This is a genomic window from Nostocoides sp., from assembly GCF_037045025.1.
Classification (GTDB): Bacteria; Actinomycetota; Actinomycetes; order Actinomycetales; family Dermatophilaceae; genus Nostocoides_A.
The window spans coordinates 211,173-237,046 of sequence record NZ_JBAOHM010000009.1 but is presented as its reverse complement, the minus strand read 5'-3'; the positions used below and the strand labels follow the sequence as shown (position 1 = coordinate 237,046).

The following is a 25,874-nucleotide window of genomic DNA, read 5'->3' as shown; positions in this document are numbered from 1 at the left end:
CCCAGGCTAGGTGGCGCGGGGACCGGCTCGTATGCTGCCTCCATGCCCAGCGCGCCAGGAAGCGACCACCGGGGTCCGGGCGAGCGATGGGGACCGGTCGCTGCCGGCCCGGCCGCAGCGGATGAGTCGCTGGACGTCTTGTTGGCGCGGACCTTGCGCGTCCTGCGACACAACTGGTCTCGTCAGGACGGCGCTCCCGACCTGGCCCCCCATCAGGGCCGGGCCCTGCGCATCGTCGACGAGGACGGGCCGCTGCGCTTGTCGGAGCTCGCCGACCGATTGCGCATCGCGCCGCGTTCGGCCACCGAGGTCGCCGACGCTCTGCAGGAACGCGGGTTGGTCGAGCGCTCCCCCGACCCGAGCGATCGCCGGGCGACACTGCTGGCCGTGACACCGCACGGGCATACGGTCGCCGCGCAGGTGGCCCGAACCCGGCGGGAGCAGGCGCAGGCGTTTTTTGGCCGGCTCTCGGAGCCCGATCGGCAGGCGCTGCGCCGGATCCTCGGCGAGTTGCTTCGGCCGTGATTCCCGCGTGACATCCTGACGTGCGTGCCGACCATCGTCTTCTTCCACGCCCATCCCGACGACGAGGCGTCCCAAACCGCCGGGGCGATGGCTAGGGCGGCGGCCGAGGGAAGCCGGGTGGTCCTCGTCTTTGCGACCAATGGCGAGCACGGGGAGGTTCCGGACGACCTCGGGGACGGCGAGAAGCTGGTCGACCGGCGCCGCGTCGAAGCGATGAATTCTGCTGCTGCTCTGGGCGTTTCCCGCGTGGAGTGGCTCGGCTACTCCGACTCAGGGATGACCGGGTGGGAGCAGAATCACCACCCGGGCGCCTTCCACAGCATCGACCCGACGGACGCCGGACTCAAGCTCGCCGCGATTTTCGACCGTGAGGACGCCGACATCGTCGTCGGGTATGACGATCACGGCGGCTACGGCCATCCCGATCACGTCCAGGTTCACCGGGTCCTGCACGCGGCCGCCCGCCTGGCCGCTCGACGCCCCCGCGTCCTCGAGGCGACGTCCAACCGCGACCTAACCCGCGGCTTCTATCAGGCGGCCCTTGCCGCCGGGATGGCCGACCTCGCCTTCGACCCCGATTCCCCAATGGATGACGGGCTGCCGTTCGGGACCCCGGAGGCCGAGATCACCTGGCAGGTCGACGTCAGCGCCTACTTGGCCCAACGGCGCCGTGCGCTGGAGGCCCACCGCAGCCAACAGACCGACATCGACGGCATGCTCGCCCTGCCCGAGGAGGTCTTCGCGGCCGCCTTCGGCGTCGAGCACTACATCGAGCCCGGCGCCGAGCCCGGGATGCGGCGTGGCTGGCCGTTCGCGGGGGAGTTGGGCGGGGCGGTCACGGCAGGTCGAGCAGACCCCGGCGATAAGCCTCGGTGACTGCGGCGGTGCGGTCGGTGACATCGAGCTTTTGGAAGGTCCGGATCAAGTGGGTCTTGACCGTGGCCTCACCGATGAACAGCCGCGCGCCGACGTCGGCGTTGCTCAACCCTTCGGCCACCAGCGCCAGCACCTCGATCTCCCGTGGTGTCAGATCGGCCCCGGCGGGTCGGCGCTGCCGCTCGCTCAGCCGCGCCGCGACCGTCGGGGCGAGCACGGTCTCACCGCGCCCGGCGGCCCGCACCGCTGCCGCGAGCAGTTCGGGCGGCGTGTCCTTGAGCAAATAGCCCCGGGCGCCGGCCTCGACGGCCCGCACGATGTCGGCATCGGTGTCATAGGTCGTCAAGATGAGAACCGGCGGAGCCTCGCGCGAGCGGGCGAGCTGGGCCGTCGCCGCGGCCCCGTCGAGCACCGGCATCCGCAGGTCCATGAGCACGACATCCGGTCGGTGCTCGGCGACGAGCGCGATGCATTCGGCCCCGTTGCCGGCCTGGGCAACGATCTCGAAGTCGGGTTGCTCGGACAGCAGCGCGATGAGGCCAGCCCGGACCACCGGATGGTCGTCGGCGACAACCAGGCGCAGCATCATCGCGACTTCCCCGAACTCTCCACCGGACGGTTGACCGGCAGGGTCACGCTCACCCGGGTTCCTTGTCCGGGACTGGCGTCCACGGCCACCGCGCCGTCCAGGGCGCCGGCCCGGGCCCGCATCCCATCCAGGCCGAATCCGCCAGAGACCGTGGTCGGATCGAAGCCGTGGCCGTTGTCGGTGACCGTCAACCCGACGTCCTGCGCATAGGCCACGGTGACCTCGGCGCGGGTCGCGGCGGCGTGCTTGCGCACATTGGCCAGCGCCTCCTGCGCCGCTCGGAAGAGCACGACCTCGCCGGCCCCACCCAACGAGCTCGGCTCCCCTTCGACCTGCAGGCGCACATCAAGGCCGCTCTCGCTGCGGACCGTCGCGCACAACCTCCCCAACGCCTCGATCAGCGAGCGCGATTCCAGGTGTCCCGGCGTCAGTTCCGCGACCATCAGGCGCGCTTCGCTGAGGTTGTCGACGGCGGTGCGTTCGATGAGATCCAGCCGGGCCGCTGCCGTCAAGGCGTCCCCGCGCCCGAGCGCCGCGTTCGCCGCCCGAGCGAGGGTCAACACACTGGTAAACCCCTGCGCGAGCGTGTCGTGGATCTCTCGGGATAGGCGCTCGCGCTCGGCGAGCACCCCCCGGTCACGCTCGGCCGCGGCGAGCTGCTCCTGGGCCGCACACAGTTGGTCGATCGTCACCGCGCGGGCATTGGCTTCCCGGATGATCGCTGAGATGAACAGCCCGAGCGCGAGCGAGAGCGTCAAGGACATGGCGGCGCCGACCCCGATCGCGGCGAGTTCCTCCGGCTCCCGCGTGGACTGCGCTAGCCGCAGCACACCGACTCCAACGGTGACCACGATCGTCAGCGCAATCGCGTGAGCGGTGCGCAACATCGCCCACAGCTGCGGATAGAGGATGAAGTAGAGGATCCACGTCTCCGTGCCCGGATTGAGCCACTGGGTGAGGATGACCAGCGTCCAGACGATGAGGAGGTAGGCCCGGGCCCGGGCCTGATCGGGTTCGAGCAGGCCGCGCCAGCCCAGCAGCACATACGCCAGCCCCACACCGACCATGCAGCCGACCTCCGGCCACAGACCGCGCGGGCCGTGGTCGTCAGCGACCGTCACGAAGAGCGCGGTAATCCACACCAGCGCAAAGAACAGATGCCAGTAGGCCTGCTGTCGTTCCCAGAACCGGTCGAGGTCCTCCCGCGAGGAAGGCTCGGCGAACGTGCTCATGGTCCTTACGGTCTCACGCCAGACCCCGTCCCTTCGATGGGCAAGAAGGGGCGGGAGACGGACCTGTCCCGGCGTAGCCGCACGCCAGCGTCAAGGATGACTTGACACGGAGAGCTTCGTCAAGTAATACTTGACGTCATGACGACCTTGACGCAGCATTCCCCGCCGACCGATGTCACCGACTGGCGCGCCTGGCTCGCCTATGGCCTCTCCTTCGCTGCGCCCACCGCTGCCGTCAACCTCGCCGGTCCGGCAGCCCGGTCCACCCACGCTGCGCCCTCCGCGCCCCGCCGGGCAGGCCAGCCCGCACTCACCTTGACCATGCACGCCTATCGCGAGGAGCGCCCCGGCGCGCGCTGGCAGGCCCTGGCCCGCCAGACCTGGCCGGCCTATCGACGCTGGTTCGACGCCGAGGGCCGCACCACCCGGCCCTCGTATGCCGCTTGCCGCGACGCACTGGCCGCCCACCTTCCCGAGTTGCTCTCCACGTGGGAGCGCCTGACCGCGCTCGCCGCCTCCGCCACCGGCGCGAGCACCGACGAGACCGGCCGCCTGCTCAGCCTGTGGTGCCCAACCCCCTTCGTCACCGGCTGCTCCCAGGCGATCCTGCCGGGCACCGACCCGGTGCTCGTGCGCAGCTACGACTATGACCCCGCCCTGTTCGAGGGCGTAGTCGCCTCGACGGACTACTCCGGCCGGCGCCGCGTGCTCGGCACCTCGGACTGCCTATGGGGACTGCTCGACGGGATGAATGACGCCGGCCTGGCGGTCTCGCTCACCTATGGCGGCCGCGCCGGCCGTGGGCCCGGACGCACCGGCGAGGGATTCGGCATACCGATTGTCCTGCGCTATCTGCTGGAGACGTGCGCGACGGTCCCCGAGGCGATCGCCCTGCTTCGGCGCGTGCCGATCGCGCAGTGCTATAACATCTCGCTGGTCGACACCGCGGGCGGTCACGCCACGGTCTTCGTCGCGCCCGGAGAACCGGCGCTGGTCAGCAGCGACCAGGTCGCGACCAATCAGCGGCTCGACACCGTCGAGGACTCGCATCTGGCCGCCCTCTTGCGCAGCCCGCTGCGGCACGACCGCCTCACTCGGTTGCTCGCCGACCGTCCGGACCGCGAACACCTGGTCGCCGCCTTTGTGGCTCCTCCGCTGCACACGACCGACTATGCCCGCGGCTTCGGGAGCCTGTATGCCGCGGCTTACCGCCCGGCCACCGGTAGCGTCGAGTACCACTGGCCCGGCCGCACCTGGACGCGCCGGTTCGACGATCCCGACGAGGTCATAACGGTGGAGGTCCCCGATGAGCCAGCCGAGCCAGCCGCCCACCGACCCGGTCAGCCACGACCGTGCCGCAGCCGAGGCGGCGATCCGCGCCCTGGCGGCAACCGCATCCGTGGAGGCCTTCTCGGCCCTGCTCGACCTGAGCGCCATCATCGGGGCAGCGCTTGGTGACTCGGCCCGGCTCCTGGCCGCGACCTCCTCCTGGAGCACGGTGGGCGACGCCTCCGGCACCACCAAGCAGGCCGCCTGGTCCCGCTGGCACTAGAGTCATGCGCCGATGTACGCCGGCGCGGAGCGCGGGACCCATTGTCGTAGAGCCGCTTCTTGCCCGCTGGTGGTCGCTTGGTTCTTGCCGGACGCCCACCTGGGTCCAGAGCAGGTTCAGGTCGGCGAATTCGGCGTCGGTTTCGTCTCAGCAGCGTTAGGCGGGTTCGCGGACCCCAGCCACGGCCGGGATGCTCGACGTGCGCGTTATGGTCCTGCAGGATCGGGAGGACGTCGAGGCGTTGTGCTGGCAGCGGTAGGTCGCCGCGATGCTGTCCATCCCGGCTTTGCTGTGCGCGTGCAGTCCGTTGAGCGAACCGGATCCAGCACACGCTTTCCCAATCACTCCCCCGGCCTCAATCAAGAGATCCGGTTCGCGATTGCCTTAGCCGAGCTGAGTCGAAATCTGTTGTCACTTCCGGAAAAAAGCCATGATCATCGCTTGTTATCATAACTATATCGGAGTAGACTAGTGGCATACACAGGGGGTGTAGACCGGAGTGATTGCGGTTAGCGGGGGTATGGCGGGTGCCGGGTCGGGCGACCCGGCCATGGCAGCGCTGTGCGCGGGTCTTGCCGAGGTGGTGGCCTCGGCGTCCCAGGGGTGTGCCTCCCGGTCGCGGGCGGGCTGGCAGGCGCTGGTCGGGCAGTGCCAGGCCGCGATCAACACTTTGACCGCGGCGCAGGACGCGGCGATCGTGCGGCTGGTCGCGATCGAGGACGACTGGGACGAGGACGGGACCCTTTCGGAGCGGGTGATCGGGCTGGGCCGGGCGGTGTTGGACGGGGAAGACCTGGTCGCGCACGCGTTGACCGCGACCCGGGCGTTCGCCGCTCACCGGGTGGATGCGGCGTTGGCGATCGCCGGGGACCGGTTCACCCTGCACGAAGACTCCTGGGAGGACCCGCCGGGCGGGTTGCCGGACGAGCCGGTGCTCGGTGCCCCGCCGCAGCCGGCGTGCACCGGCCTGGGCGGGTTGCGGGCGGCGCAAGCGGCCGGGACCTTGGATGGTTACCGGGCCTCGGTGGTCGCCCAGGAGTTGGCTGAGGTTCCGCCTGATGTGGCGGCGGCGGTGGTCGCCGCGATCAGCGAGTACTTCCCGGGGGAGACGGCGCCGCAGTTGCGGCGGCGGGTCCGGCGGTTGTTGGCGTCGATTAGCCCGGAGTTCGTGCGTCAACGTGCCACCCGGGAGCGGGCCCGGGTGGGGGTGACCCGGCGGGCGGTCGGGGATGGGGTCGATGAGTGGATCGGCCGGTTCCCGTGTGAGGACGCTTTGGTGGCGTGGCAGGCGGTGGATGCGTTGGCCCACGCCTACCTGGCGGACAAGGTGTGCCCGACGATCGAGGCCGCCCGCGGCAAGGCGTTGACCGATCTGGTCTGCGGGAACGCGACCATCGACGTCTCCCTGGCCCTGGGCGTGCCCGCCACCGTCCTCGACCCCGACACCCCCGACACCCCCGACGACCCGGGCGACCCCGACACGGGCGATACCGGCGGCATGGGCGGCGGTGGCGACGACCACACTCCTGGTGACGACATTCCTAGTGACGACGACACCGACGAGCCACGCGCCGATCACCCCGGCTGTGACGACACCCACGGACCGGACGACGACGGCCCCAGCGGTCACGGTCTCGGCGGGCACGCTCCGGATGGTCGCGGTGACGGGCCCGGCGGGGCCGGGCGCCCGGATGCTCCCGGCCGCGGCACCGACAATGTGGACGATCATGACGCCGGCACCCCGGACACTGGCAGCCGGGACACCGACACCGACAGCGACGACACCGACACCGACACCGACACCGACGACGACAGCGGCGACGACAGCGACGGTGACACCGACGACGAGAGCGACGACCGGCGACACCCGCGATGACCTGGCGGGTCAGGGCCCAGGCACCGACACGCACATCGACGACCGGCGCAACCGGCGCCGGGTGACCGCGACGCCGGCGAGGAACTCACCGCGCGCGACCTGGCCGGCACCGCCTTCGCTCCCGCCGGCAAGCGACACCGACGAGCACCGGCGGCACCGGCACCGGCGCCGGTTCTCCCGGCAGCACCGGTGTGCGCGCCGGCACCGGTGTGCGCGGCGCGGGCTGCCCGCCCCGCACGGCGGGTGGGGACCTAATCGAGATCGTGACCGGCACCGCGACCGCGCCCTGGCTGGTCACCCGCGCCTGGCTCGAAGCAATCGCCGCGACCGCCACGATCACCCGGGCCCCGTGCCACCCGGTCACCGGGGCCCTGCTCGATATCGGTGACCGGCTGGCCACCACCGCCTACCGCCCCGGCAAAGACCTGACCGCCCTGGTGCGCGCCCGGGACGGGCGCTGCCGCTTCCCCGGCTGCCCGATCGGGCTACGGTTTTGCGACCTCGACCACGTCCGCGCCTGGCCCACCCGGCCGACCGCCGCGAGCAACCTGATCTGCCTGTGCCGGCGCCACCACCGGATCAAACAACGCCCCGGCTGGCACGTCCGGCTCCACCCCGACGGGACGGTGACCTGGACCAGCCCCACCGCCACCGTCCAATCGAGCATGCCCATCGACCGCCTGCACACCATCGTCCTGCCCGACCCCGAACCAGATCCCGAACTAGATCCCCGGCCAGATCCTGGGCCGGGACCGTCGCGCACCGCCTCGACCCTGCCGAGAGACGAAACGGCGGCTGATCGAGACAAACGCTGCCGCCGAATCGCCGCCCGCCGAGACAACCGCCGCCGCCGACACAACCGCCCCCGCCGAGACAACCGTTGCCGCCGACACAACCGCCCCCGCCGACACAACCGCCCCCGCCGAGACAACCGTTGCCGCCGACACAACCGCCCCCGCCGACACAACCGCCCCCGCCGAGACAACCGTTGCCGCCGAGCCGCGGCCCGCCGAGACAACCGTTGCCGCCGAGACCACCGTTGCGGCCGAGAGAACCGTTCCCACCGAGCCCGGGGCAAGCGATACCGAGACCACCGGCGCGCCCGCGGCGCCCACCCGGCAGGACCACCACCCGCCACGCGGCTGCCGAACCCGGCCCACCGACCGGATCACCGCCCTCGAGTACCACCTCGAACACGCCATCGCCGACGCCCACACCGAGACCGCCGCCCCCCAGCGAACCCGAGAACACGCTCAGCTCACCCGCGACCTGGCCCGGCTCTACCCCGACGGCAACGGCGAGGCCACGGTCAGCACCGGCCGGCCCATCCGCAGCGACACCATCACCTGCCCCAACCACACCTACCCGCACCCGGTCCACATCGACATCCCCCGGCCCGACCCCACCGACGACGAACCCCCCTTCTGACCGAAGAGTTCGGTGAATGGCGTGGCTGGGCCGTTGCTGGGCGCCGGACGAGGGGCTACCGGTGGGTAGGTCCGTGACGTTGTCCCGGAGCGGAGGATGATCGGCCCGGCCGGGTCGAGAGGAGCGTGTCGGTACGTTTTGTGGGCCAGAACCGTGCCGACCGGTCCTCTCGACCCGCGGGCCTGGTCAGCGACGCCAGCCGAGAGCAGGATCGATTGGGGAGCCAGATATGCCCCAGCCAGATGTCCCCAGTCCCGGCTGGTGATCCGCTTACGCTGGGTAACCCCCCATCCACCAGGGCCGGAATGTCCAACCTGATCGGGCGTGATGCGACGACATGTCCATGGCCGACCCGGGCACCCGCTGCCACGCTCGCAGGACATCAGCCCCCTGCAGTGTCGGAGGAGGTCGGGGCAGTGACAGCATCGACGGAGGAGGTGCGGGCCGACGGTCTGCACAAGAGCCTAAAGCAACGCCACCTGACGATGATCGCCATCGGTGGGGTCATCGGCGCCGGGCTGTTCGTCGGCTCCGGCGTCGTCATCAACGAGGCCGGGCCGGCCGCCTTCCTCACCTATGCCCTGTGCGGCGTGCTGATCATCATGGTCATGCAGATGCTCGGGGAGATGGCGGTCGCCAACCCGCACACCGGCTCCTTCTCGCACTACGCCCGGGTGGCGCTCGGCGACTGGGCCGGCTTCTCGGTCGCCTGGCTCTACTGGTACTTCTGGGTCATCATCGTCGGCTTCGAAGCGGTCGCCGGCGCCAAGATCCTGCAGTACTGGATCGACGCGCCACTATGGGTGATGTCGCTCATCCTGATGCTGATGATGACCGCGACAAACCTTTACTCCGTCAGGACATTTGGCGAGTTTGAGTACTGGTTCGCCGGGATCAAGGTCGCCACAATCCTCGTCTTCCTCATCACCGTCAGCCTGTTCGTCCTCGGCCTGTGGCCGGACAGCAAGCTCGACTTCAGCAATCTCACGGCGCACGGCGGGTTCTTCCCCAACGGCAAGGGGATCATCCTCGCCGGTATGGTCACCGCCGTCTTCTCGATGGTCGGCGCCGAGATCGCCACCATCGCCGGCGCCGAGTCCGACGACCCGGAGCGCGCGGTGACCAAGGCGACCCGCTCGGTCGTCTGGCGGATCTCACTATTCTTCGTCGGCTCAGTCTTCCTCCTCGCGGTCATTCTCCCTTGGAACTCAACCGAACTCGGCGCCTCCCCCTATGTCAGCGCGTTCGAGAAGCTCGGCATCCCGTATGCCGCGAGCATCATGAACGCCGTCGTCCTCACCTCGGTCCTGTCCTGCCTCAACTCCGGCCTGTACACCGCCTCCCGAATGCTGTTCGTCCTCGCCGCCCGCCGCGAGGCGCCACCACAGGTGCTGCACGTCAGCTCCCGGGGTGTCCCGGTATGGGCGATCGTGCTGTCCACGCTCGTCGGCTACGCGTGCGTGATCGCCGCCTACGTCTCGCCCGACACGATCTTCAGCTTCCTGATCAACTCCTCGGGCGCGGTGATCCTGTTCGCCTACATCCTCATCGCCGCATCGCAACTGGTCCTGCGCCGCCGTGCCGAGGCCGCCGGTCAGGTGTTGAAGTTCAAGATGTGGGGCTTCCCGTATCTGACCATCCTCACCATGATCGCGATGGTCGCAATCTTGATCTCGATGGCCTGGCGCGGAGACACCCGCTCCCAGATCACCCTCGGCCTGGCCTCGTGGGCCGTGCTGCTCCTCGCCTTCCGGGCGATCCGCGGCTATCGGCTCAAGGGCAGCGTCGAGCCGGAGACCGCACCGCCCGCGCCATGACCGGCACCCCCCTGGCCACCCACCCGCTCTCGCCCGCGGCGCGAGAGCGGGGCGTGACCCTGGACAATTGGGCCGAACCGGCATACAACCGGTGGACCTTCCTGCACCTCGACGAGATCCTCGCCACCACAACGATTCCCGCGTCCTCCCACCCGGAGCCCCTGACCGTCGACGAGCAGCCCTTGCTCGACCTGACCAGCCCGCGCTATGACGCGACCGGGCGGATCATCGGGCATACCAGCATCCAAGAAGTCCTCGAGGACACCTTCAGCGACGCCTTCGTCGTCCTCCATCACGGCGTCGTCAAAACCGAGTCGTATGCCGCGTCGATGACCCCGCAGACCCGGCACCTGCTGATGTCGGTCACCAAGACCGTCGTCGGTCTCGTCGCGGTGACGTTGGCGGACAACGGCATTCTCGACATCGGCGCCCGCATCGAGGAGATCGTCCCCGAGTTGGCCGGCTGCGGCTTCGGCTCTGCGACCGTGCGGGACGTGCTCGACATGCGCTCGGGGGTCCGGTTTAACGAGACCTACCACGATCCCAATGCCGACGTCTATCTGATGGAGCACGCCACGCATTGGCGCACCCCTCGCCCCGATGTGCCCGGCACGCTGCACGAGTTCTTGCGGACCCTGCCCCAGGAGCGCCCGCACGGCGAGGAGTTTCACTATCGCTCCAGCGAGACCAACGCCCTGGCCTGGGTGTGCGAGGCAGCGAGCGGCACCGACCTGGCCACGCAGATCCACGACCATGTCTGGGAGCCGATGGGCGCCGCCGACGATGCGACGATCACGATCGACAGCGCCGGCACGGCCGTCGGTGACGGCGGGATGTCGGCGACCGCCCGCGACGTCGCGCGTTTCGCGGAAATGTTGCGGCACAGCGGGATCAGCCCGTCGGGCCGCAAGGTCGGCCCGAGCTGGTTCACCGCCGACACCCTGCTCGGCACCGAGGATTTGCGGACCGCCTTTGCCAAGACCTCCTCCCCCACCGGCATGCCCGGCGGGCACTACCGCAACCAAATCTGGGTGCCGTTTGCCGACCGGACCACCTTCCTGGCGCTCGGCATCCACGGCCAGATGGTCTATGTCAACCAGCGCGCCGCGATGACCGGTGTCAAACTGTCCACGTGGCCGACCGCCCAGAACGGTGCACACTTCTATGACGCGCTCGCGGCCTTCGAGGTGATCGCCGATCACCTCGGCCGCGCCTACTTCGCCAGCCACCCACCCGCGATCCGGAGGCACCGATGAGACCGACCCACGAGCTGCGGAATATCTCCGAGATCCGCACCTTTTATCGCACCAATGACGAGCCGATCTACTTCGTCGGGCCGACCCCGTTCAACCTGCTCGGGCTCGACCGGTGGGTGCGCAACTTCAACTACCTGACCTACTACGACCCGTGGGACGGCGAGCACCCCCGGATGATCACCCCGCAGCGAGATCCGGGCAAGACGTTCACCTCGGCCGAGGAGATCACCAACCACCTGCTCACCTGTGACGAGGCCCGTACCAAGCTCGCCGCCCGGGGCGGCACCCCGCGGGTGATGGCGGTCTTTATCGACGAGGAGACCGAGGCGATCTGCGCTGATCTCGGCTATCGACTCACCCTGCCGCCGGTTGCCCTGCGCAAGCGGCTGGACTCAAAACTAGAGACGACCCGCCTGGGCAACGAGGCCGGCGCACCCAGCGTGCCCAACACGCTCGCCGCCGCCGACTCGTATGCCGACCTGTTGCGGATCGCCGGTGAGACTGGACTCGGCGACGACCTGGTCATCCAGCTGCCCTATGGCGACTCCGGAAAGACAACCTTCTTCGTTGCCAGCCAGGCCGATTGGGACAAGCACGCGATGGATCTCGCTGGCGTCGAGGCCAAGATCATGAAGCGGATCCGCAACACCGCGCTCGCCGTCGAGGGGTGCATCACCCGGCACGGAACGATCGTCGGCCCGTTCATGATCGACCTCACCGGCTACGACACGATGACGCCCTACAAGGGCGGCTGGTGCGGAAACGATGTCTTCCCCGAGGTGATGACCGCCAAACAGCGGGCCGCTGCAACGGCGTTGGTGCGCAAACTCGGTGATCGCCTTGCGCTGGAAGGCTATACCGGCTTCTTCGAGGTGGACACGCTGATCGACCTCGACACCGACGAGGTCTATCTCGGCGAGCTCAACCCGCGCATCTCCGGCGCCTCCCCGATCACGATGGTCACCGCCGGCGCGTATGCCGACCTCCCGCTCTATCTGTTCCATCTGCTCGAGCACATGGACGTCGACTACACGATCGACACCGACGAGATCAACGAGCGCTGGAGCGAGCTGGCCGCGATCGATCAGTGGAGCCAGCTGATCCTCAAGCAGCCCGAGGACGCGGTGAGCCAGATCCACGCCGCCCCACGCACCGGCACCTGGGCGATCCAGCCGGGCGGCAAGCTCGAATACCGGCGCCCGTCGCGCGACTGGCACGGCCTGCAGGATGACGGCGACCTGTTCTTCATGCGCGTCTACGGGCCCGGCGACTATCTGTTCAAGGGCGCCGACCTCGGCATCGTCATGGCCAAGACCCGCATGCAGACCGACGACCCCAAAACGCTTACCCCGCGCTGCGAGCAGATCGTCGCCGGTCTGCGCTCGCAGTATGTTTCCTCCCCCCTCGGGCAGGCGCCGATGCCGATGCCCGCCCTGCTCGGCTCCAAGGCTCTTTGATCCGGACGGGTGCTCCTGGCAAGTTATCGTTATGTGGGTGGCAGCAACGGTCCTCCCGGCTGCACTCCAGGGAGGGTTGTTGTCAAGAACTACCCCAAGGTCACACGCGGGCTGCTGGCTGTGGCGCTGCTGGCTTCGTGTGCCAGCCATGCCTCGGGGCCGACACCCACGTCACACGACGGTGCGCTGCAGTTCGGCGGGGACTCGTCGGTTCTCTGCCTGGGTGACCTGCCAGCCGGGGACTTATCCGTCGGGTGGGACGTGGCCACCAACTCGACCAGACAGCCCATCCGGGTCCTGGAGGCCGAACTCGGTGCTGACTGGGGCCACGCTGCGCCTGAGCGCAACTACCGCTGTCCGCGCACGCGCGCCACGATGTGCTCGGCGCACGCCGGCGCCACCGCGCGCACCTCGGGCGGCCAGGTCTCCTCGGCGTAGGTCGCGTTCAGGTAGAGCCAGCGCGCGTGCGCCAACGCCGGTGCCAGTTGCGGCGGCAGGCGTTCGCCGGCCCAGGTCGCCGCGGCGTCCTTGGACGTCACCGACCCGGTCTCGACGGTGAACCAGATCCGGGCGAGGGTCAGCAGCACATTGCGGGTGTCCGGGCCCAGGTCGGCGAGCAGGCCGTCGATGCCGTCGACGCTCGCCCGGACCAGATCCGCGGCGGGCACCGGCGCAAGAACCGCCGCAGGCTCAGGCCCGTGGAGGACCTGGCCGGCCGCGAGCAGCTGGGTGATCTCGATCGCCAGGTTGGGTTCGGGGAAGGGATTTGGCGGCCCGTCCCGCTCGAACTCCTCGACCAGCCACTCGCCATACAAGAAGTCACAGACCGGCGGATAACGCCACGGCACCACCTGATCGCGCACGACGACCGTGACCTCCAGCGACCGCCCCCCGGCGCCCGGGCCGGACATCGCGCGCAGCCGCTCGACCAGGTCGACCCGCTGAGCACGATCGAGCGAACAACGCACCACCGCAAGCAGATCCAGGTCGCTCGCCGGACGAAGCCCGCCCACCACCGACGACCCGTGCGGATAGACCCCGATCAGGTTGTCGCCGAGCCGCTCCCGGAGAATCCCGAGCGCGGCGTCCACCTGCCCGCTCACCGGGCCCTCCCAACCCCGGGGCTCTCGTCGCCGGGTGACGACGAGGTCAGGCTGAGCAGTTCTCGTGCCCGCAGCGCGAGCCAGACCTCGGCGCGTTCGGATGCCTGGGTCAGGTCGCGGCCGAGCAGGCCCGAGATTCGCTCGATGCGATTGCGCAGCGTATGCCGATGCACGCCAAGCGAAGCCGATGTCGCCTCCCAGTGCCCACCCTGAGCGACGAACTCGTTCACCGTGCGCAGCAGCTCGCCCGGATGGCCGTGCGCAGCAGCATCGAGCGGCCGCAGGACCGAGCCGGCGATCGCGGCGAGGGTGTCGCGGGGCTGGGTGCCGAGCAGCAGGTCAAAGATGCCGAGCTCCTCGAAGCCGAGGATCTGGCCGGGCTCGGCGGCGGCATACCGGGCGGCGGCGAAGGCCTGCCGATAACCGTCCACGACCGCCGAGAGGTCCCCCGCGGAACCGATCCCGGCCGACGGGCGCGTGCGCCGGCGCGGCGCCAGCGCTCCTTGGGCCGCCTCGGCGACCTCCCGCGCCGCGCGCGCGGCGGTGAGGATCGCCAGCCCCTTGGCGTTAGCCAATACCAGCGCCGGAACACCGAGAGCGTTGACCGCCTCGTCGACCGCCGCCTCGGCGCCACGCGGCGGCCCCGCGTCGACGAAGGCCACGACAGCGACGGGTTGTCCCTCGGCGAAGCCGACATAGCGGAGCAACCCCTGATCGACATCGGCTCCTGGCCGCAGCAGCGAGCGGAAAAGCAAGCGCCGCAAGCGCATTTCCGCTTCGTGCAGATGAGCCGGCCGGTCGAGCAGGATGGACAGCAAGGTGACCGCGTGGCTGACCAGCAACCGCTGGTTGGAGCTGAGCCGGTCCCTTCCGCCGACCGCGAGATACCCTGCCCCGGTCGACTTCGACAGCGCCTGCACGATGAAATAGCCGTCGTCGTCGCCATGGCTGAAGCTGCGTTGGCGGCGTTTGGCGCGCTGGGCGAGCTGGTCGCCGACCCGGCGTGCCAGCGCGGCCGCACCCGGCCCGGCCGACTCGACGAGTTCGCCACCCGAATCGATGGTCACCGCGGTCGCGGTCAGCGCGCGCTGCAAGGTGGCCAGAACTCCCCCCGAGCCGTGCAGGAGAGCAGCGCTGGCCAACCGCTCCTGGTCGCGGGAGATCTGGGCAACGAGGGCGACCTGATCGGCGGTCACCGCGGAGATGACCGCACGCGAGATCGCCAGGAAGGGGGTCGGTGCCGGGATCGCGATGACCGGGAGCCCGAACTCGTCGCCGGCCGCCGTTATGGCCGCGGGGATTTGCGGATGGATCATCCCGGCGTCGAAGGCGAGCCCGGCAAGGCCCGTCCCGGCCAGCCGCTCGACATACGCCCGCTGCTCGACCGGGTCCTCGGATAGCTGCAGCCCGAGGGTCATCAGCAACTCCCCGCCCTCGAGCCAGTCGGTCGGATCGACGAGTTCGCTGGTGTGCGCCCACCCGATAACATTGCGCCGGCCGGAGCGTCCGCCGACCAGACGCAGGCCGAGGCTCTCGTCGGCGCACAGCTCCTCGACGGTGAGCGGCATCGTGTTCCTCTCGATCGGCCCGTTCCTCGTTGGACGGATCGTCCCGAGTATCAGCCCTGAATGGACGTTATGTCCACAGACGTCCACCGCCTTCCTCCCTAGCGTTGAGGGACCCGCCGGGGGCGTGCCCCGGCGCAGATGAGGCGGAGGACCGTGATGGCCGCAGACCTGGCAACGATGACACCGACCCCGGGCGACCCTGCACCCGCCGCGGGCCCGGCGCCCGCCGAGGACGGCTGGCCCGAGCAGACCCGGATCGTCCGCACGCCGATCCCCGGACCGAAGTCCCTTGCGCGCCATGCCCATCGCAAGCAGGTGCTCTCCGACGGGCTGGGCACGGTCTTGCCCGTCTTCGTCGAACGTGCCGGCGGCGGCATCCTGCTCGACGCCGACGACAACCACCTGATCGACTTCGCCTCGGGCATCGCCGTCACGACCGTCGGCTCCAGCGCTCCCGCCGTGGTGCGCCGGGTCCGGGAGCAGGTCGCCAAGGTCACCCACACCTGCTTCCTGGTCACCGAATACGACGGCTATGTCCAGGTCGGCGAGATCCTCAACCGGCTCACCCCGGGCACGCACGCCAAGAAGACCGCGCTCTTCTCCACCGGCGCCGAAGCCGTCGAGAACGCCGTCAAGATCGCCCGGGTGGCCACCCACCGGCAGGCGATCGTCACGTTCGGCCACGCCTACCACGGCCGGACCCTGTTGACGATGACGATGACCGCCAAGAACATCCCCTACAAGGACGGCTTCGGCCCGTTCGCCCCGGAGATCTACCGGGCTCCGCTCGCCTACCCCTATCGCTGGCCGACCACGGCGGAGCGGTGCGCGACCGAGGCGCTCGCGGCCCTGGAGGATCTGGTCGTCAAGCAGATCGGCGCCAACAACACCGCGGCGATCGTCATCGAGCCGATCCAGGGCGAGGGCGGCTTCATCGTGCCGCCCGCGGCCTACCTCACGGGGGTCGCCGACCTCGCCCGCGCCCACGGCATCGTGCTCATCGCCGACGAGGTCCAGACCGGGATCGCCCGCACCGGCGAGATGTTCGCCTGCGAACACGACGGGGTCGTCCCGGACATCATCGTCACCGCCAAGGGCCTGGCCGGCGGGTTGCCGCTGTCCGCCGTCACCGGCCGCGCGGACTTGATGGACGCCGTTCCCGCGGGTGGTCTCGGTGGGACCTTCGCCGGCAACCCGGTCGCCTGCGCCGCCGCCCTCGGCGTCTTCGAGACCATCGAGGAACTCGACCTGCTCGCCCGGGCCCGGCAGATCGAGGCGCTCGCCCGGCCGGTGCTCGAGGCCGCCGCCGACGGCAACGGCTGGATCGGTGAGGTTCGCGGCCGCGGCGCCATGCTCGCCGTCGAATTCGTCGTCCCGGGGACCAAGGACCCGGCTCCCGACGCCGCCGCGGCGGTCATGGCCGCCTGCCACCGCCAGGGCGTGGTGACCCTGCAGTGCGGCACCTATGGCAATGTCATCCGGCTGCTCCCACCATTGGTGATGAGCGACGAGTTGCTGCTCGACGGGCTGGCCGTCCTCACGGACGCGTGCAAGGGCTTGTGACCGATGGAAGGGACCGCGAGATGACCACCTACGCCAACAGCGAGCCACCGACCGGCGCCACCGAGTCCTCGTATGCCGAGGTGCAGGCTGCCGTCGCCGCGGCCGCCGCAGCGGCCCCGGTGTTGGCGGCCACGCCCCCCGCCGACCGGGCGGGCTGGCTGGAGGCGCTCGCGCACACCGTGGAGCGGCATACCGACGAATTGGCCGCCACCGCGGACCTGGAGACCGGTCTCGGCCGGGCCCGCCTCGACGGCGAGGTGGCGCGCTGCGCGACCCAGCTGCGCTTCTATGCCCGGGTCTGCGCGGATGGCGCCTGGCTCGGGGCGACGATCGACCACGCCGCCGGCGCTGCGCCCGACCTTCGCCGGATGAATATCCCGCTCGGGCCGGTCGCCGTCTTTGGGGCGAGCAACTTCCCGTTCGGTTTCGGCACGCTCGGCAATGACACCGGCTCGGCGCTGGCGGCCGGGTGTCCGGTCGTCGTCAAGGGCCACCCGGCGCATCCCCGGACGCACGCGCGGTTGGCGGAGCTGGCCGGTGAGGCGCTCGGGGACGCCGGCGCGCCGGCGGGCAGCTTCGGCGCGGTCACCGGCATGGCCGCCGGGCAACAACTCGTCCTCGCCGAGGCCCTCGGCGCGGTCGCGTTCACCGGATCTGAGGCCGGCGGCATGGCGCTGCATCGCCTGGCCACCACCCGCCCGGTCCCCATCCCGGTGTATGCCGAGATGGGGACGGTCAACGCCGTCGTCCTCACCCAGGCCGCGGCGGCCGAGGCGGCGGCGGTGCGCGAGATCGCGGCCGGGGCGCTCGGGTCGTTCACCCTCGGACTCGGGCAGTTCTGCACCAAGCCGGGCCTGATCCTGGCGCCGTCGGGGAGCGGGTTGGGCACCGCGCTCGCGGACGCCCTGCGCGCGAATCCCCCAGCCGGCGTCATGCTCACCACCGGCATCCACGAGGCCTTCGGGACCGGCATTCAGGGACTCCTGGCCGCCGGCGCCACACCGGTGGCCAGCTCCGACGCGGCCGCGCCGCTCGGCCCGGTCGTCTGGGTGTTGACCGCCGACCCCAAGCTGCTGCAACCGGGCTCCACCCTGCTGCGGGAGTGCTTCGGTCCGGTCGTCCTGGTTGTCGAGTATGCCGATGCCGCCCAGCGGGATTCGCTGATCGCCGCCTTGCCCGGCGCGCTCGTCGCCAGCGTCATGACGGGTGGCAGCGACGACCCCGAGACGCCCGGTTTAGTGGCCGCCCTGACCCCCAAGGTCGGCCGAGTCGCCGTCGACGCCTGGCCGACGGGTGTCGCGACCACCTGGGCCCAGCAACACGGCGGCCCCTGGCCGGCAACGACCGACCCGCGGGCGACCTCCGTCGGGGCGGGCGCCCTGGACCGGTTCACTCGCCCGGTCGCCTATCAGGACGCGCCCAAGGCAGCCCTGCCGCCCGCGCTGCGCAAGGGCAACCCGTGGCGGATCGTGCGCCGCGTCGACGGCCGCGTGCGGGTGCCGCGGGAGCACCACGAGGCCCGGGTCCAAGTCCCGTGAGCGCAGATCCACATCCCGCAAGCTCAGATCCACCTCCCGTTCGCGAGCGCGAGTCTCCCCTGACCGGCCTGCTCGTCGCCGACTTCAGCCGGGTCCTCGCCGGCCCGCTGGCGACGATGTATCTCGCCGATCTGGGCGCGACTGTCGTCAAGGTCGAGCGCCCCGGGTCCGGTGACGACACCCGGGCCTGGGGACCGCCGTGGACCCCCCGGGCCAGTTCCTATTTCGAGGCGCTCAACCGGGGCAAGCTCTCGGTCGCCTGGGATCTCGGTGACCCGGACGACCTGGCCAAGGCGCGCGACCTGGCCAGCCGGGCCGATGTGTTCGTCGAGAACTTCATGACCGGCACGCTGGCCAAGTTCGGCCTCGACTACCCGAGCCTCTCGCGGGTCAACCCGGGCATCGTCTATGCCTCGGTGTCCGGCTTCGGGTCGGGCGCGGGAGCGACGTTGCCCGGATACGACTTCGTCGCCCAGGCGGTCGGCGGATTGATGAGCATCACCGGCGAGGCTGGCGGGCCACCGCAAAAGGTCGGCGTCGCCCTCGTCGACGTGCTCACCGGCAAGGACGCGACGATCGGCATCCTCGCCGCCTTGCAGGCGCGGGCAACGACCGGCATCGGCGCCCACGTGGAGGTCAACCTCTTCTCCAGCGTGCTCGGTGCACTGGTCAATCAGGCCAGCGCCTTCCTTGCCACCGGCGTGGCTCCGCGGGCGATGGGCAACGCCCACCCCTCGATCGCGCCGTATGAACCGTTGCGCTGCAGCGATACTCAACTCGCCGTGGCCTGCGGAAACGACGGACAGTTCGCGCGGCTGACGGCCGCACTCGGCATACCGGAGCTGGCGGGTGATCCCCGCTTTGCCACCAACGCCGACCGGGTGGCCCATCGCACCGCGCTGGTCGCGCTGTTGGAGGCTCGGTTGGCGACCGACACCGCCGCGCACTGGGAGCACACGGTGCGCGCGGCCGGCGTTGCGTGCGGCCCGGTCAACGACATCCCGGCCGCGTTCGCCGAAGCCGAGGAACTCGGGCTGGCCCCACTGTTCAGCGTCGGCGACGACCATCCGCAGCAGGTCCGCAACCCGATCACCATGTCCGGCAACAATTTTGACCGCACGAGTGCACCGCCCGACCTGGGCGAGCACACCACCGAAATCGAGCGGTGGCTGAGTTCGGACGAGCCGCTGCCCAGCATTGCCCACCCAACGAGGAGTTCCGCATGAGAAGCCCTGTGTCAAGCCGCCCTGTTTTGTTGGGTGAGGAGTCGTTGGAGCGCTTGGTGTCGGTCGGGGTCGTAGGCGGTGTTGTTTTGCCAGCAGTGCCAGATGACGAAGAGCCAGGCTCGGGCCAGGATGCGGACGGCGTGGGGGTGGTCGTGTCCGCGGTCGATAGCGCGTTTGTAGAGCTGTGCGGCCCAGGGGTTGTCGTGTCGGGAGTCGCCGGCGAAGTCGGTGACGGCGTCGCGCAGTTGTTTGTCGCAGGCCCAGCGGAAGGTGACCGCGCGGGCCTTGCCGGATTGGCGGGTGGAGGGGGCGACGCCGGCGAGGCAGGCCAGGGATTCGGGGGTGGGGAATTTGCCGCGGCAGTCGCCGATCTCGGCGAGCAGCCGGGCGGCGCGGACGGTTCCGGAGCGCGGCAGGCTGGTGAAGATGTGGGCATCGGTGTGCGCCGCCAGTTGTGCCTCGATTTGGGTGGTGAGGGTGGTGATCTGCTCGGCCAGGGTGGCGGCGACGGCGAGGTAGGCGCGGGTGATCCCGGCTTGGGTCTTGGCGGTCGGCCCGGTCAGGCCGCGGGGCGCGCCGGTCAGGTGGGCGTGCAGGACGGCGGGGTCCTTCTTGCCGGAGTAGCCGTGTTTGGCCAGCCAGGCGGCCAGCCGGGTGGGGGTCAGCCAGTCGGCCTGGGCTTGGCTGGTGAACCGGGAGATGAACGCGAGGCTGATGGCCGAGTCCAAGGCCGCGAAGAGGCCAACCGCGCCAGGAAAGACGTTGCGCAAGTGGGCGCGCAGCTGGTTGGTGACCGCAACCCGGTGATTGACCAGGTCCTTGCGGGCGCGGCACGCGTGCCGCAACGCGACCGTCTCCTCGGTGTCGGGGACCAAAGCCCGCAGCCGGGGCCGGTCGGTGCGCAGAGTGTCGGCGAGCACGAAGGCGTCGAACCGGTCGTCCTTGTTTCCAGCCGAGCCGTAACGACCGCGCAGGTTCTTGACCTGGTTCGGGCTGATCACCACAACGGTCAGCTTGGCCGCCAGCAGGGCGTCGATGACCGGCCCGTCCGGGCGTTCGATGGCGACCTCACCGACGCCGTGGCGGCCCAGGAACCGCACCAACGCACTCAGGCCGGAGGCGGTGTGGTCGACCATGGTGCGGGCCCGTTGACGGCCGCGGTCATCGACGATGCACACGGCATGGTCATCGCGGGCCCAATCAATGCCCGCGGTCACCGCGTTCGGGGGTGTATCGGGCAGGGTGTTACTGGCAGACTTCACGTCAGCCTCCTCGCTGCTAATCCCAGTGGGGAGGCACCCGCATGTGCCGATGGTTCCGGGACGCAGCTGCCGGTTCGCTCACTGATCGGCGCTCGGAGGCGCTCAGCCCTGTCGACGGTCCGTACGTCCCGGGTAACCACCAGACCCCGCAGATCTCATGCTGGACATCCAACGCGTCGAGCGAGCAGGGCGATGGCCTGGTGGCACCACGGGTGCATCAGCGATCAGGCGATCACTGACACAAGGAAGGTAGACCAGTGAGCACCCGCAGCATCAGTGACCGACTTGACCTCGCCGGCCTGGAGGATCTCTTCAGCGAGGACGAGCGGGCGATCCAGCAGAGCGTCCGGGCGATGTGCGAGCGCCGGATCACCCCCTATGTCGCCGACTGGTTCGAGCGCGGCGAGATCGACGACATCCGCGGCCTGACCAAGGAACTCGGTCAGCTCGGCGTCCTCGGCATGCACCTAACCGGCTACGGCTGCGCCGGCATGTCGGGCGTCGAATACGGCCTGGCCTGTTTGGAGTTGGAGGCGTGCGACTCCGGCATCCGGTCGCTGATGTCGGTGCAGGGGTCGCTGGCGATGTTTGCGATCTGGCGCTGGGGCAGCGAGGAGCACAAGCAGCGCTGGCTGCCCGACATGGCCGCCGGCGAGGCGATCGGCTGCTTCGGGCTCACCGAGCCCGACCACGGCTCCGACCCCGGCAGCATGCGCACCACCGCGCGCCGCGACGGCGAGGACTGGGTCCTCAACGGCGCCAAGATGTGGATTACCAACGGCTCGGTCGCCGACGTCGCGGTCGTCTGGGCACAGACCGACGACGGGATCCGAGGCTTCGCCGTCCCGACCGACACCCCCGGCTTTTCGGCGCCGCTGATCAAGCACAAGCTGTCGCTGCGCGCGTCGGTCACCAGCGAGCTGGTCCTCGACAACGTCCGCCTGCCCGCGGACGCGCTCTTCCCCGAGGTGCGCGGCCTGAAGGGCCCGCTCTCGTGCCTGAACGAGGCGCGCTATGGCATAACCTGGGGCGCCATGGGTGCCGCCCGCTCAGCGCTGGAGACCGCGTTGGCGTATGCCGAGGAGCGCACCCAGTTCGGCCGCCCCCTCGGCGGCTTCCAGCTGACCCAGCAAAAGCTCGCCGAGATGTACCTGGAGTATTCGAAGGGGCTGCTGCTCGCCCACCACCTCGGCCGCCGCAAGGACGCCCACACCCTGACGCCGCAGCAGGTCAGCCTCGGCAAACTCAACAATGTCCGGGCGGCCCTCGATATCTGCCGGACCACCCGAACCATATTGGGCGCCAACGGAATCTCGCTGGAGTTCCCCGTCATCCGGCACATGAACAACCTCGAGTCGGTGCTCACCTATGAGGGCACTGTCGAGATGCACACCCTCGTCGTCGGCCAGGCCCTGACCGGCGAGGCCGCCTTCCGCTGATCGGCTACCCGCACGTGGGGTGCGCCGGTCCGGCCCGGCGCTAAGCTCGCCCGCGTGACACTGCTGGCGACCCTCGAGGAGTACTACGACCGTGCTTCACGCACCTGCACGACCGTCGAAGAGGTCGGCCCGTTCACGCTGTTCATCCGGACGAGCGAGAAGGGTTTCCACTATTAGGGACGTCCACGGCTCGGGCTGACCGAACAGGTCACCGCCGAGGACGTCCGGGCGCTGGTCGGATGGCAGCAGCAGCTTGGCATCCCCGAAAAGATCGAGTGGGTGCACGAGGTGACGCCATCGCTCCTCGCGGCCGCGCGGTCCGCGGGGCTCGATGTTGCGGAGTGCCCGTTGTTGGTGCTCGAGGAGCCGGCGTTGCTGGAGCCGCCCGCGGGCTATGCCATCGAGATCCTGCCCCGTGACTCGCATCACCTCGGCGAGGTCGGGGCCGCCGTGCACGCGGGTTTCGCAGGGACCGACGAGGTCGGGGAGGCACGAGATGGGAGCGGCGTGGCCGGCCGGATCGAAGCCGGGCTGACGACGTTGGGGGGCGCGATCGAGATCAAGGACCACGGCCTCGGCGCAGCGGCCGGTGGCGGCAGCCATAACCCGCGCGGAACGACCACCGAACTCGTCGGCATCGCCGTTATCCCCCGCGCACGCCGGATCGGCCTCGGCGCGGCCATCGCCAGCGCCCTGGTCGCCGACGCCGAGCGCCTCGGCATCGACACGGTATTCCTGTCCGCCCAGGACGAGGCCGTCGCCCGGGTCTACGAGCGAGTCGGGTTCCGCCGAGTGGGCACGGCCTGCATCGCCGGCTAGCCAGGCGATACCCGGCCCGCGATCGCGCGGGATGACGATGGCCGTGCGGATCGGCAAAACGATGAGTCCACTCACGTCAGTTGAGCGGCAGCGACGCCATGGGGTCGCTGCCGCTCAACTGACACCGGGTCCACCGTCGTCCACCGGGAGGCTGATCGCCTGACCCGCCCCGAGAACTCAGCGCACGTTAGTGAACCTCCCACCAAGAAGCACGTTGCTCCCCATCGAGCAACCTCTGCTAGCAGAAGTTCCTCGCCCGGGCACTCGCCTACTACTGCGAGGGCGGGGCGGGGGGAATCTGGCCGGGCGGCGGGGTGGTCGGGATCTGCTGGGAGCGGGAGTCCTGCGGGGCGTTGTAGCCGGACGGCGGCGGGATGGTCTGGTTGGACTGTCCGAAGTCGACCTTCACGGGGTCGCGCTCGGCGCCCTCGACTTCGAAGTACTCGGCGCGCTGGACGTTGAACATCCCGGCGACGAAGTTGCTGGGCACCGTCTCGACCTTGGTGTTCAGCTCGCGGACGTTGGCGTTGTAGTAGCGGCGCGCCGAGGCGATCCGGTCCTCGGTGGAGGTCAGCTCGTTCTGCAGGGCCAGGAAGTTCTGGTTGGCTTTCAGGTCGGGATAGGCCTCGGCGACCGCGATCAGCCGGCCGAGCGCGGCGCTCAGCATGCCTTCGGTTTGGGCCTGCTGGCCCGGGCTCTGCCCGCCGGCCATCGCGGCGCTGCGGGCCTTCATGACGTCTTCGAGCGTGCCCCGCTCGTGAGCGGCATACCCCTTGACGGTCTCGACCAGGTTGCCGATCAGGTCGTGGCGGCGCTTGAGCTCGACGTCGATCTGCCGCCAGGCCTCCTGCACCAGGTTGCGCAGCTTGATCAGGCCGTTGTAGACCCCCACGGCCCACAGGCCGAGGAGAACGACGATCCCGACCAGGACGAGCAGGATGACCAGGGCGGTTCCCATGAGGACTCCTTCACCGTATGCCGCCCGGCCGCGGCCGAGCGCAGGCGAACCTCCCGCCTGCAGCGCCGATCCTAACGGCCGGGCGTCAGATATCGGGTGTAGGAGCGACGCTTGCGCGGCTCCAGCAACGCGTTGAGCACCAGGGCCGCTTGGTGATCGACATAGGCCGCCAAGGTCAGCGAGTGCTGGAAGGCCCAGTGCTTGAGCGCCCAGGCGTGCGCGAACAGCAACAAGTCGTAGGCCACCAGGTCGGGGTTGTCGCAGCGAAACAACTCGGCGTCAACGCCCTCGCGAATCAGCTCACGCAGCGGGGCGCTCGTCTCCAGTTCCAGGCGCTTGATCACCCGGCGCCCGTCGGCGGTCAGGCTCTTGCTCTCCCGGTAGGTGAGGACCGCGGCGTGGCGGTGAACGTCGATGACTTCGCAATAGGCCCGGAAGGCGGCGACGAGTCGGTCCACGGGATCGGCGCCGGCCGCCGAGATCGCCTCGTGCACGCGGTGCGCGAAGGTTTCCAACACATCGACGATCACGGCAAGGAGCAGGTCGTCCTTGCCCCCGAAATAGCGATAGATGAGCCCCACGCTGACTCCGGCCTCGTCGGCCACCGACTGCATCGACACCGCTTGGGAGCCGTCCCGCTCCATCAACCGGGCTGCGGCGCTGAGCAATTGCCGACGCCGCATTTGCGCACGCGTCTCGCTCGCGGCACGGGCGGCATCCAAGTCAGGATCCGCGCCGAGGTCGGCCTCGACGACGAATCCCGGCTCGACGTCGCGGTCGCCGGGGTCGACGCCAGCGTGCTGCGCCGTCATTGCGCGTGCCTCTCCTGCGGCATACGGCCTCCGTGGTGCGGTCCTGGCGGGACTGGGTGAGCAGCCACTCTATCGATCCCCTCTTGACGGATCGGACGAATGAATCTAGATTCATTCCCAGTGAATCTCTGTTCACACGGCCCTGTCAAGGGTCCAACCGACATGGACGAGGAATGACATGACGAGTTTCGAGGACATCACCTACACCGTCGAGGACTCCGCGGGGATCATCACGATCAACCGGCCCGAGCGCTACAACGCCTTCCGCTCCAAGACCGTCGAAGAGATGATCAAGGCCCTCCGCTCGGCGTGGGCCGACCGGCAGGTCCAGTCGGTGATCCTCACCGGCGCCGGTGACAAAGCGTTCTGCACCGGCGGCGACGTTAAGCAGCGGGCAGAGACCGGCGACTACGGTCCGAGCGAGTCCGGGATGTTCGAGATCGGCTACCTGCACAAGCTCATCCGCGACATCCCCAAGCCGGTCATCGCCGCGGTCAACGGCGTCGCCGTCGGCGGCGGCCACGTGCTGCACGTCCTGTGCGATGTCAGCATCGCCAGCGAGACCGCCCGCTTCGGCCAGGCCGGACCGCGCGTCGGCTCCTTCGACGCCGGCTTCGGCTCGGCCTACCTGGCCCGCGTCGTCGGCGAGAAGAAGGCCCGCGAGATCTGGTACTGGTGTCGTCAGTACTCAGCGCAGGAGGCCCTCGAGATGGGCCTGGTCAACAAGGTCGTCCCGGCCGCCGAGCTGATGACCGAGGCCAAGGCCTGGGCCGCCGAGGTCGCCGAGAAGAGCCCGACGGCCATCCGCTTCCTCAAGCAGTCCTTCAACGCCGACACCGACCACCAGGCCGGCCTGTCCAACCTCGCGATGTCCGCGCTCGACCTGTTCGTCGTCTCGCCCGAGGGCACCGAGGGCGCCAAGGCGTTCGCCGAGAAGCGCGTGCCCGAGTTCAACAAATACGTCCAGTCTCACTGACG

Annotated in this window: 21 protein-coding genes; 14 read left to right on the top strand and 7 right to left on the bottom strand. The window is 69.7% G+C overall.

Annotation, left to right across the window (positions count from 1 at the left end):
• Nucleotides 1-42 precede the first annotated feature (42 nt).
• Together V9G19_RS10165 and V9G19_RS10160 are read left to right on the top strand one after the other, a co-directional pair.
• Nucleotides 43-525 carry a MarR family winged helix-turn-helix transcriptional regulator gene (locus tag V9G19_RS10165; RefSeq protein ID WP_462285354.1) on the top strand — a complete coding sequence of 161 codons (483 nt, stop codon included), beginning with the start codon at nt 43-45 and terminating at the stop codon, nt 523-525.
• A gap of 24 nt (nt 526-549) precedes the next feature.
• Nucleotides 550-1,401 (top strand): PIG-L family deacetylase, encoded by an 852-nt coding sequence (locus tag V9G19_RS10160; protein WP_462285353.1) that lies wholly within the window; start codon nt 550-552, stop codon nt 1,399-1,401.
• Here the strand turns inward: V9G19_RS10160 and V9G19_RS10155 are convergent.
• A complete protein-coding gene (locus tag V9G19_RS10155) occupies nt 1,361-1,987 on the bottom strand; it encodes a response regulator transcription factor (RefSeq protein WP_462285452.1) in 627 nt (208 codons plus the stop codon). The genes V9G19_RS10160 and V9G19_RS10155 overlap by 41 nt on opposite strands.
• Nucleotides 1,987-3,222 (bottom strand): sensor histidine kinase, encoded by a 1,236-nt coding sequence (locus V9G19_RS10150; protein ID WP_462285352.1) that lies wholly within the window; start codon nt 3,220-3,222, stop codon nt 1,987-1,989. Before V9G19_RS10150 ends, V9G19_RS10155 begins: the two co-directional genes overlap by 1 nt.
• Nucleotides 3,223-3,360: 138 nt before the next feature.
• Between V9G19_RS10150 and V9G19_RS10145 the strand changes: the two genes are divergently transcribed.
• From V9G19_RS10145 to V9G19_RS10125, 5 genes are all read left to right on the top strand, one after another.
• Entirely contained in the window at nt 3,361-4,680 is a 1,320-nt protein-coding gene (locus tag V9G19_RS10145) for a C45 family autoproteolytic acyltransferase/hydolase (RefSeq protein WP_462285351.1), read from the top strand.
• Nucleotides 4,681-5,294: 614 nt separating this feature from the next.
• On the top strand, nt 5,295-6,650 hold the full coding sequence (locus V9G19_RS10140) for a DUF222 domain-containing protein (protein WP_462285350.1): 1,356 nt from the start codon (nt 5,295-5,297) through the stop codon (nt 6,648-6,650).
• 1,844 nt (nt 6,651-8,494) lie between these two features.
• On the top strand, nt 8,495-9,895 hold the full coding sequence (locus V9G19_RS10135; RefSeq protein ID WP_462285349.1) for an amino acid permease: 1,401 nt from the start codon (nt 8,495-8,497) through the stop codon (nt 9,893-9,895).
• Entirely contained in the window at nt 9,892-11,151 is a 1,260-nt protein-coding gene (locus tag V9G19_RS10130) for a serine hydrolase domain-containing protein (RefSeq protein WP_462285348.1), read from the top strand. The genes V9G19_RS10135 and V9G19_RS10130 overlap by 4 nt, the downstream gene beginning before the upstream one ends.
• Nucleotides 11,148-12,608, top strand: a complete 1,461-nt coding sequence (locus V9G19_RS10125) for a biotin carboxylase (RefSeq protein WP_462285347.1) — start codon at nt 11,148-11,150, stop codon at nt 12,606-12,608. Before V9G19_RS10130 ends, V9G19_RS10125 begins: the two co-directional genes overlap by 4 nt.
• Nucleotides 12,609-12,955: 347 nt before the next feature.
• Here the strand turns inward: V9G19_RS10125 and V9G19_RS10120 are convergent, their stop codons facing one another.
• The gene (locus V9G19_RS10120) at nt 12,956-13,711 is read right to left on the bottom strand and encodes an aminoglycoside adenylyltransferase domain-containing protein (RefSeq protein WP_462285346.1); all 756 of its coding nucleotides are present in this window, start codon (nt 13,709-13,711) and stop codon (nt 12,956-12,958) included.
• Nucleotides 13,708-15,279: a PucR family transcriptional regulator gene (locus V9G19_RS10115; RefSeq protein WP_462285345.1), complete on the bottom strand. Its 1,572-nt coding sequence runs from the start codon at nt 15,277-15,279 to the stop codon at nt 13,708-13,710. The genes V9G19_RS10120 and V9G19_RS10115 overlap by 4 nt, the downstream gene beginning before the upstream one ends.
• Before the next feature lie 156 nt (nt 15,280-15,435).
• Between V9G19_RS10115 and gabT the strand changes: the two genes are divergently transcribed.
• From gabT to V9G19_RS10100, 3 genes are read left to right on the top strand one after another with little or no spacing between them, the layout of a single operon-like run.
• Nucleotides 15,436-16,842 (top strand): 4-aminobutyrate--2-oxoglutarate transaminase, encoded by a 1,407-nt coding sequence (gene gabT, locus V9G19_RS10110; protein ID WP_462285344.1) that lies wholly within the window; start codon nt 15,436-15,438, stop codon nt 16,840-16,842.
• Between the two features lie 20 nt (nt 16,843-16,862).
• Nucleotides 16,863-18,380 carry an aldehyde dehydrogenase family protein gene (locus tag V9G19_RS10105; protein WP_462285343.1) on the top strand — a complete coding sequence of 506 codons (1,518 nt, stop codon included), beginning with the start codon at nt 16,863-16,865 and terminating at the stop codon, nt 18,378-18,380.
• A complete protein-coding gene (locus V9G19_RS10100; protein WP_462285342.1) occupies nt 18,377-19,606 on the top strand; it encodes a CaiB/BaiF CoA transferase family protein in 1,230 nt (409 codons plus the stop codon). The genes V9G19_RS10105 and V9G19_RS10100 overlap by 4 nt, the downstream gene beginning before the upstream one ends.
• Nucleotides 19,607-19,617: 11 nt before the next feature.
• Here the strand turns inward: V9G19_RS10100 and V9G19_RS10095 are convergent, their stop codons facing one another.
• Nucleotides 19,618-20,868, bottom strand: coding sequence for an IS110 family RNA-guided transposase (locus V9G19_RS10095; RefSeq protein ID WP_462285341.1), 1,251 nt, complete (start codon nt 20,866-20,868; stop codon nt 19,618-19,620).
• Between the two features lie 257 nt (nt 20,869-21,125).
• On the opposite strand from V9G19_RS10095, the gene V9G19_RS10090 reads away from it, so the two are divergent.
• The 3 genes from V9G19_RS10090 to V9G19_RS10080 all read left to right on the top strand — a co-directional run bounded on the left by V9G19_RS10090 (nt 21,126) and on the right by V9G19_RS10080 (nt 23,126).
• Nucleotides 21,126-22,307, top strand: a complete 1,182-nt coding sequence (locus V9G19_RS10090; RefSeq protein WP_462285340.1) for an acyl-CoA dehydrogenase family protein — start codon at nt 21,126-21,128, stop codon at nt 22,305-22,307.
• Nucleotides 22,308-22,361: 54 nt separating this feature from the next.
• A complete protein-coding gene (locus V9G19_RS10085; RefSeq protein ID WP_462285339.1) occupies nt 22,362-22,484 on the top strand; it encodes a hypothetical protein in 123 nt (40 codons plus the stop codon).
• A 111-nt stretch (nt 22,485-22,595) separates the two neighbouring features.
• Nucleotides 22,596-23,126: a GNAT family N-acetyltransferase gene (locus V9G19_RS10080; protein ID WP_462285338.1), complete on the top strand. Its 531-nt coding sequence runs from the start codon at nt 22,596-22,598 to the stop codon at nt 23,124-23,126.
• Nucleotides 23,127-23,397: 271 nt separating this feature from the next.
• Here V9G19_RS10080 and V9G19_RS10075 read toward each other — a convergent pair whose 3' ends face one another.
• Both V9G19_RS10075 and V9G19_RS10070 read right to left on the bottom strand, forming a co-directional pair.
• On the bottom strand, nt 23,398-24,084 hold the full coding sequence (locus tag V9G19_RS10075; RefSeq protein WP_462285337.1) for a LemA family protein: 687 nt from the start codon (nt 24,082-24,084) through the stop codon (nt 23,398-23,400).
• Between the two features lie 71 nt (nt 24,085-24,155).
• Nucleotides 24,156-24,896 carry a TetR/AcrR family transcriptional regulator gene (locus tag V9G19_RS10070; RefSeq protein ID WP_462285336.1) on the bottom strand — a complete coding sequence of 247 codons (741 nt, stop codon included), beginning with the start codon at nt 24,894-24,896 and terminating at the stop codon, nt 24,156-24,158.
• A 178-nt stretch (nt 24,897-25,074) separates the two neighbouring features.
• Here V9G19_RS10070 and V9G19_RS10065 point away from each other — a divergent pair, with 178 nt between their 5' ends.
• Entirely contained in the window at nt 25,075-25,872 is a 798-nt protein-coding gene (locus V9G19_RS10065) for an enoyl-CoA hydratase-related protein (protein WP_462285335.1), read from the top strand.
• Nucleotides 25,873-25,874 lie beyond the last annotated feature (2 nt).

Excerpts from the sequence above, each read along its gene's own strand:
- V9G19_RS10165 (WP_462285354.1), top strand. The coding sequence starts at position 43 with ATGCCCAGCGCGCCAGGAAGCGACCACCGGGGTCCGGGCGAGCGATGG.
- V9G19_RS10155 (WP_462285452.1), bottom strand. The coding sequence starts at position 1,987 with ATGCTGCGCCTGGTTGTCGCCGACGACCATCCGGTGGTCCGGGCTGGC.
- V9G19_RS10150 (WP_462285352.1), bottom strand. The coding sequence starts at position 3,222 with ATGAGCACGTTCGCCGAGCCTTCCTCGCGGGAGGACCTCGACCGGTTC.
- V9G19_RS10145 (WP_462285351.1), top strand. The coding sequence starts at position 3,361 with ATGACGACCTTGACGCAGCATTCCCCGCCGACCGATGTCACCGACTGG.
- V9G19_RS10140 (WP_462285350.1), top strand. The coding sequence starts at position 5,295 with ATGGCGGGTGCCGGGTCGGGCGACCCGGCCATGGCAGCGCTGTGCGCG.
- V9G19_RS10130 (WP_462285348.1), top strand. The coding sequence starts at position 9,892 with ATGACCGGCACCCCCCTGGCCACCCACCCGCTCTCGCCCGCGGCGCGA.
- V9G19_RS10125 (WP_462285347.1), top strand. The coding sequence starts at position 11,148 with ATGAGACCGACCCACGAGCTGCGGAATATCTCCGAGATCCGCACCTTT.
- V9G19_RS10115 (WP_462285345.1), bottom strand. The coding sequence starts at position 15,279 with ATGCCGCTCACCGTCGAGGAGCTGTGCGCCGACGAGAGCCTCGGCCTG.
- gabT (WP_462285344.1), top strand. The coding sequence starts at position 15,436 with ATGGCCGCAGACCTGGCAACGATGACACCGACCCCGGGCGACCCTGCA.
- V9G19_RS10105 (WP_462285343.1), top strand. The coding sequence starts at position 16,863 with ATGACCACCTACGCCAACAGCGAGCCACCGACCGGCGCCACCGAGTCC.
- V9G19_RS10075 (WP_462285337.1), bottom strand. The coding sequence starts at position 24,084 with ATGGGAACCGCCCTGGTCATCCTGCTCGTCCTGGTCGGGATCGTCGTT.
- V9G19_RS10070 (WP_462285336.1), bottom strand. The coding sequence starts at position 24,896 with ATGACGGCGCAGCACGCTGGCGTCGACCCCGGCGACCGCGACGTCGAG.
- V9G19_RS10065 (WP_462285335.1), top strand. The coding sequence starts at position 25,075 with ATGACGAGTTTCGAGGACATCACCTACACCGTCGAGGACTCCGCGGGG.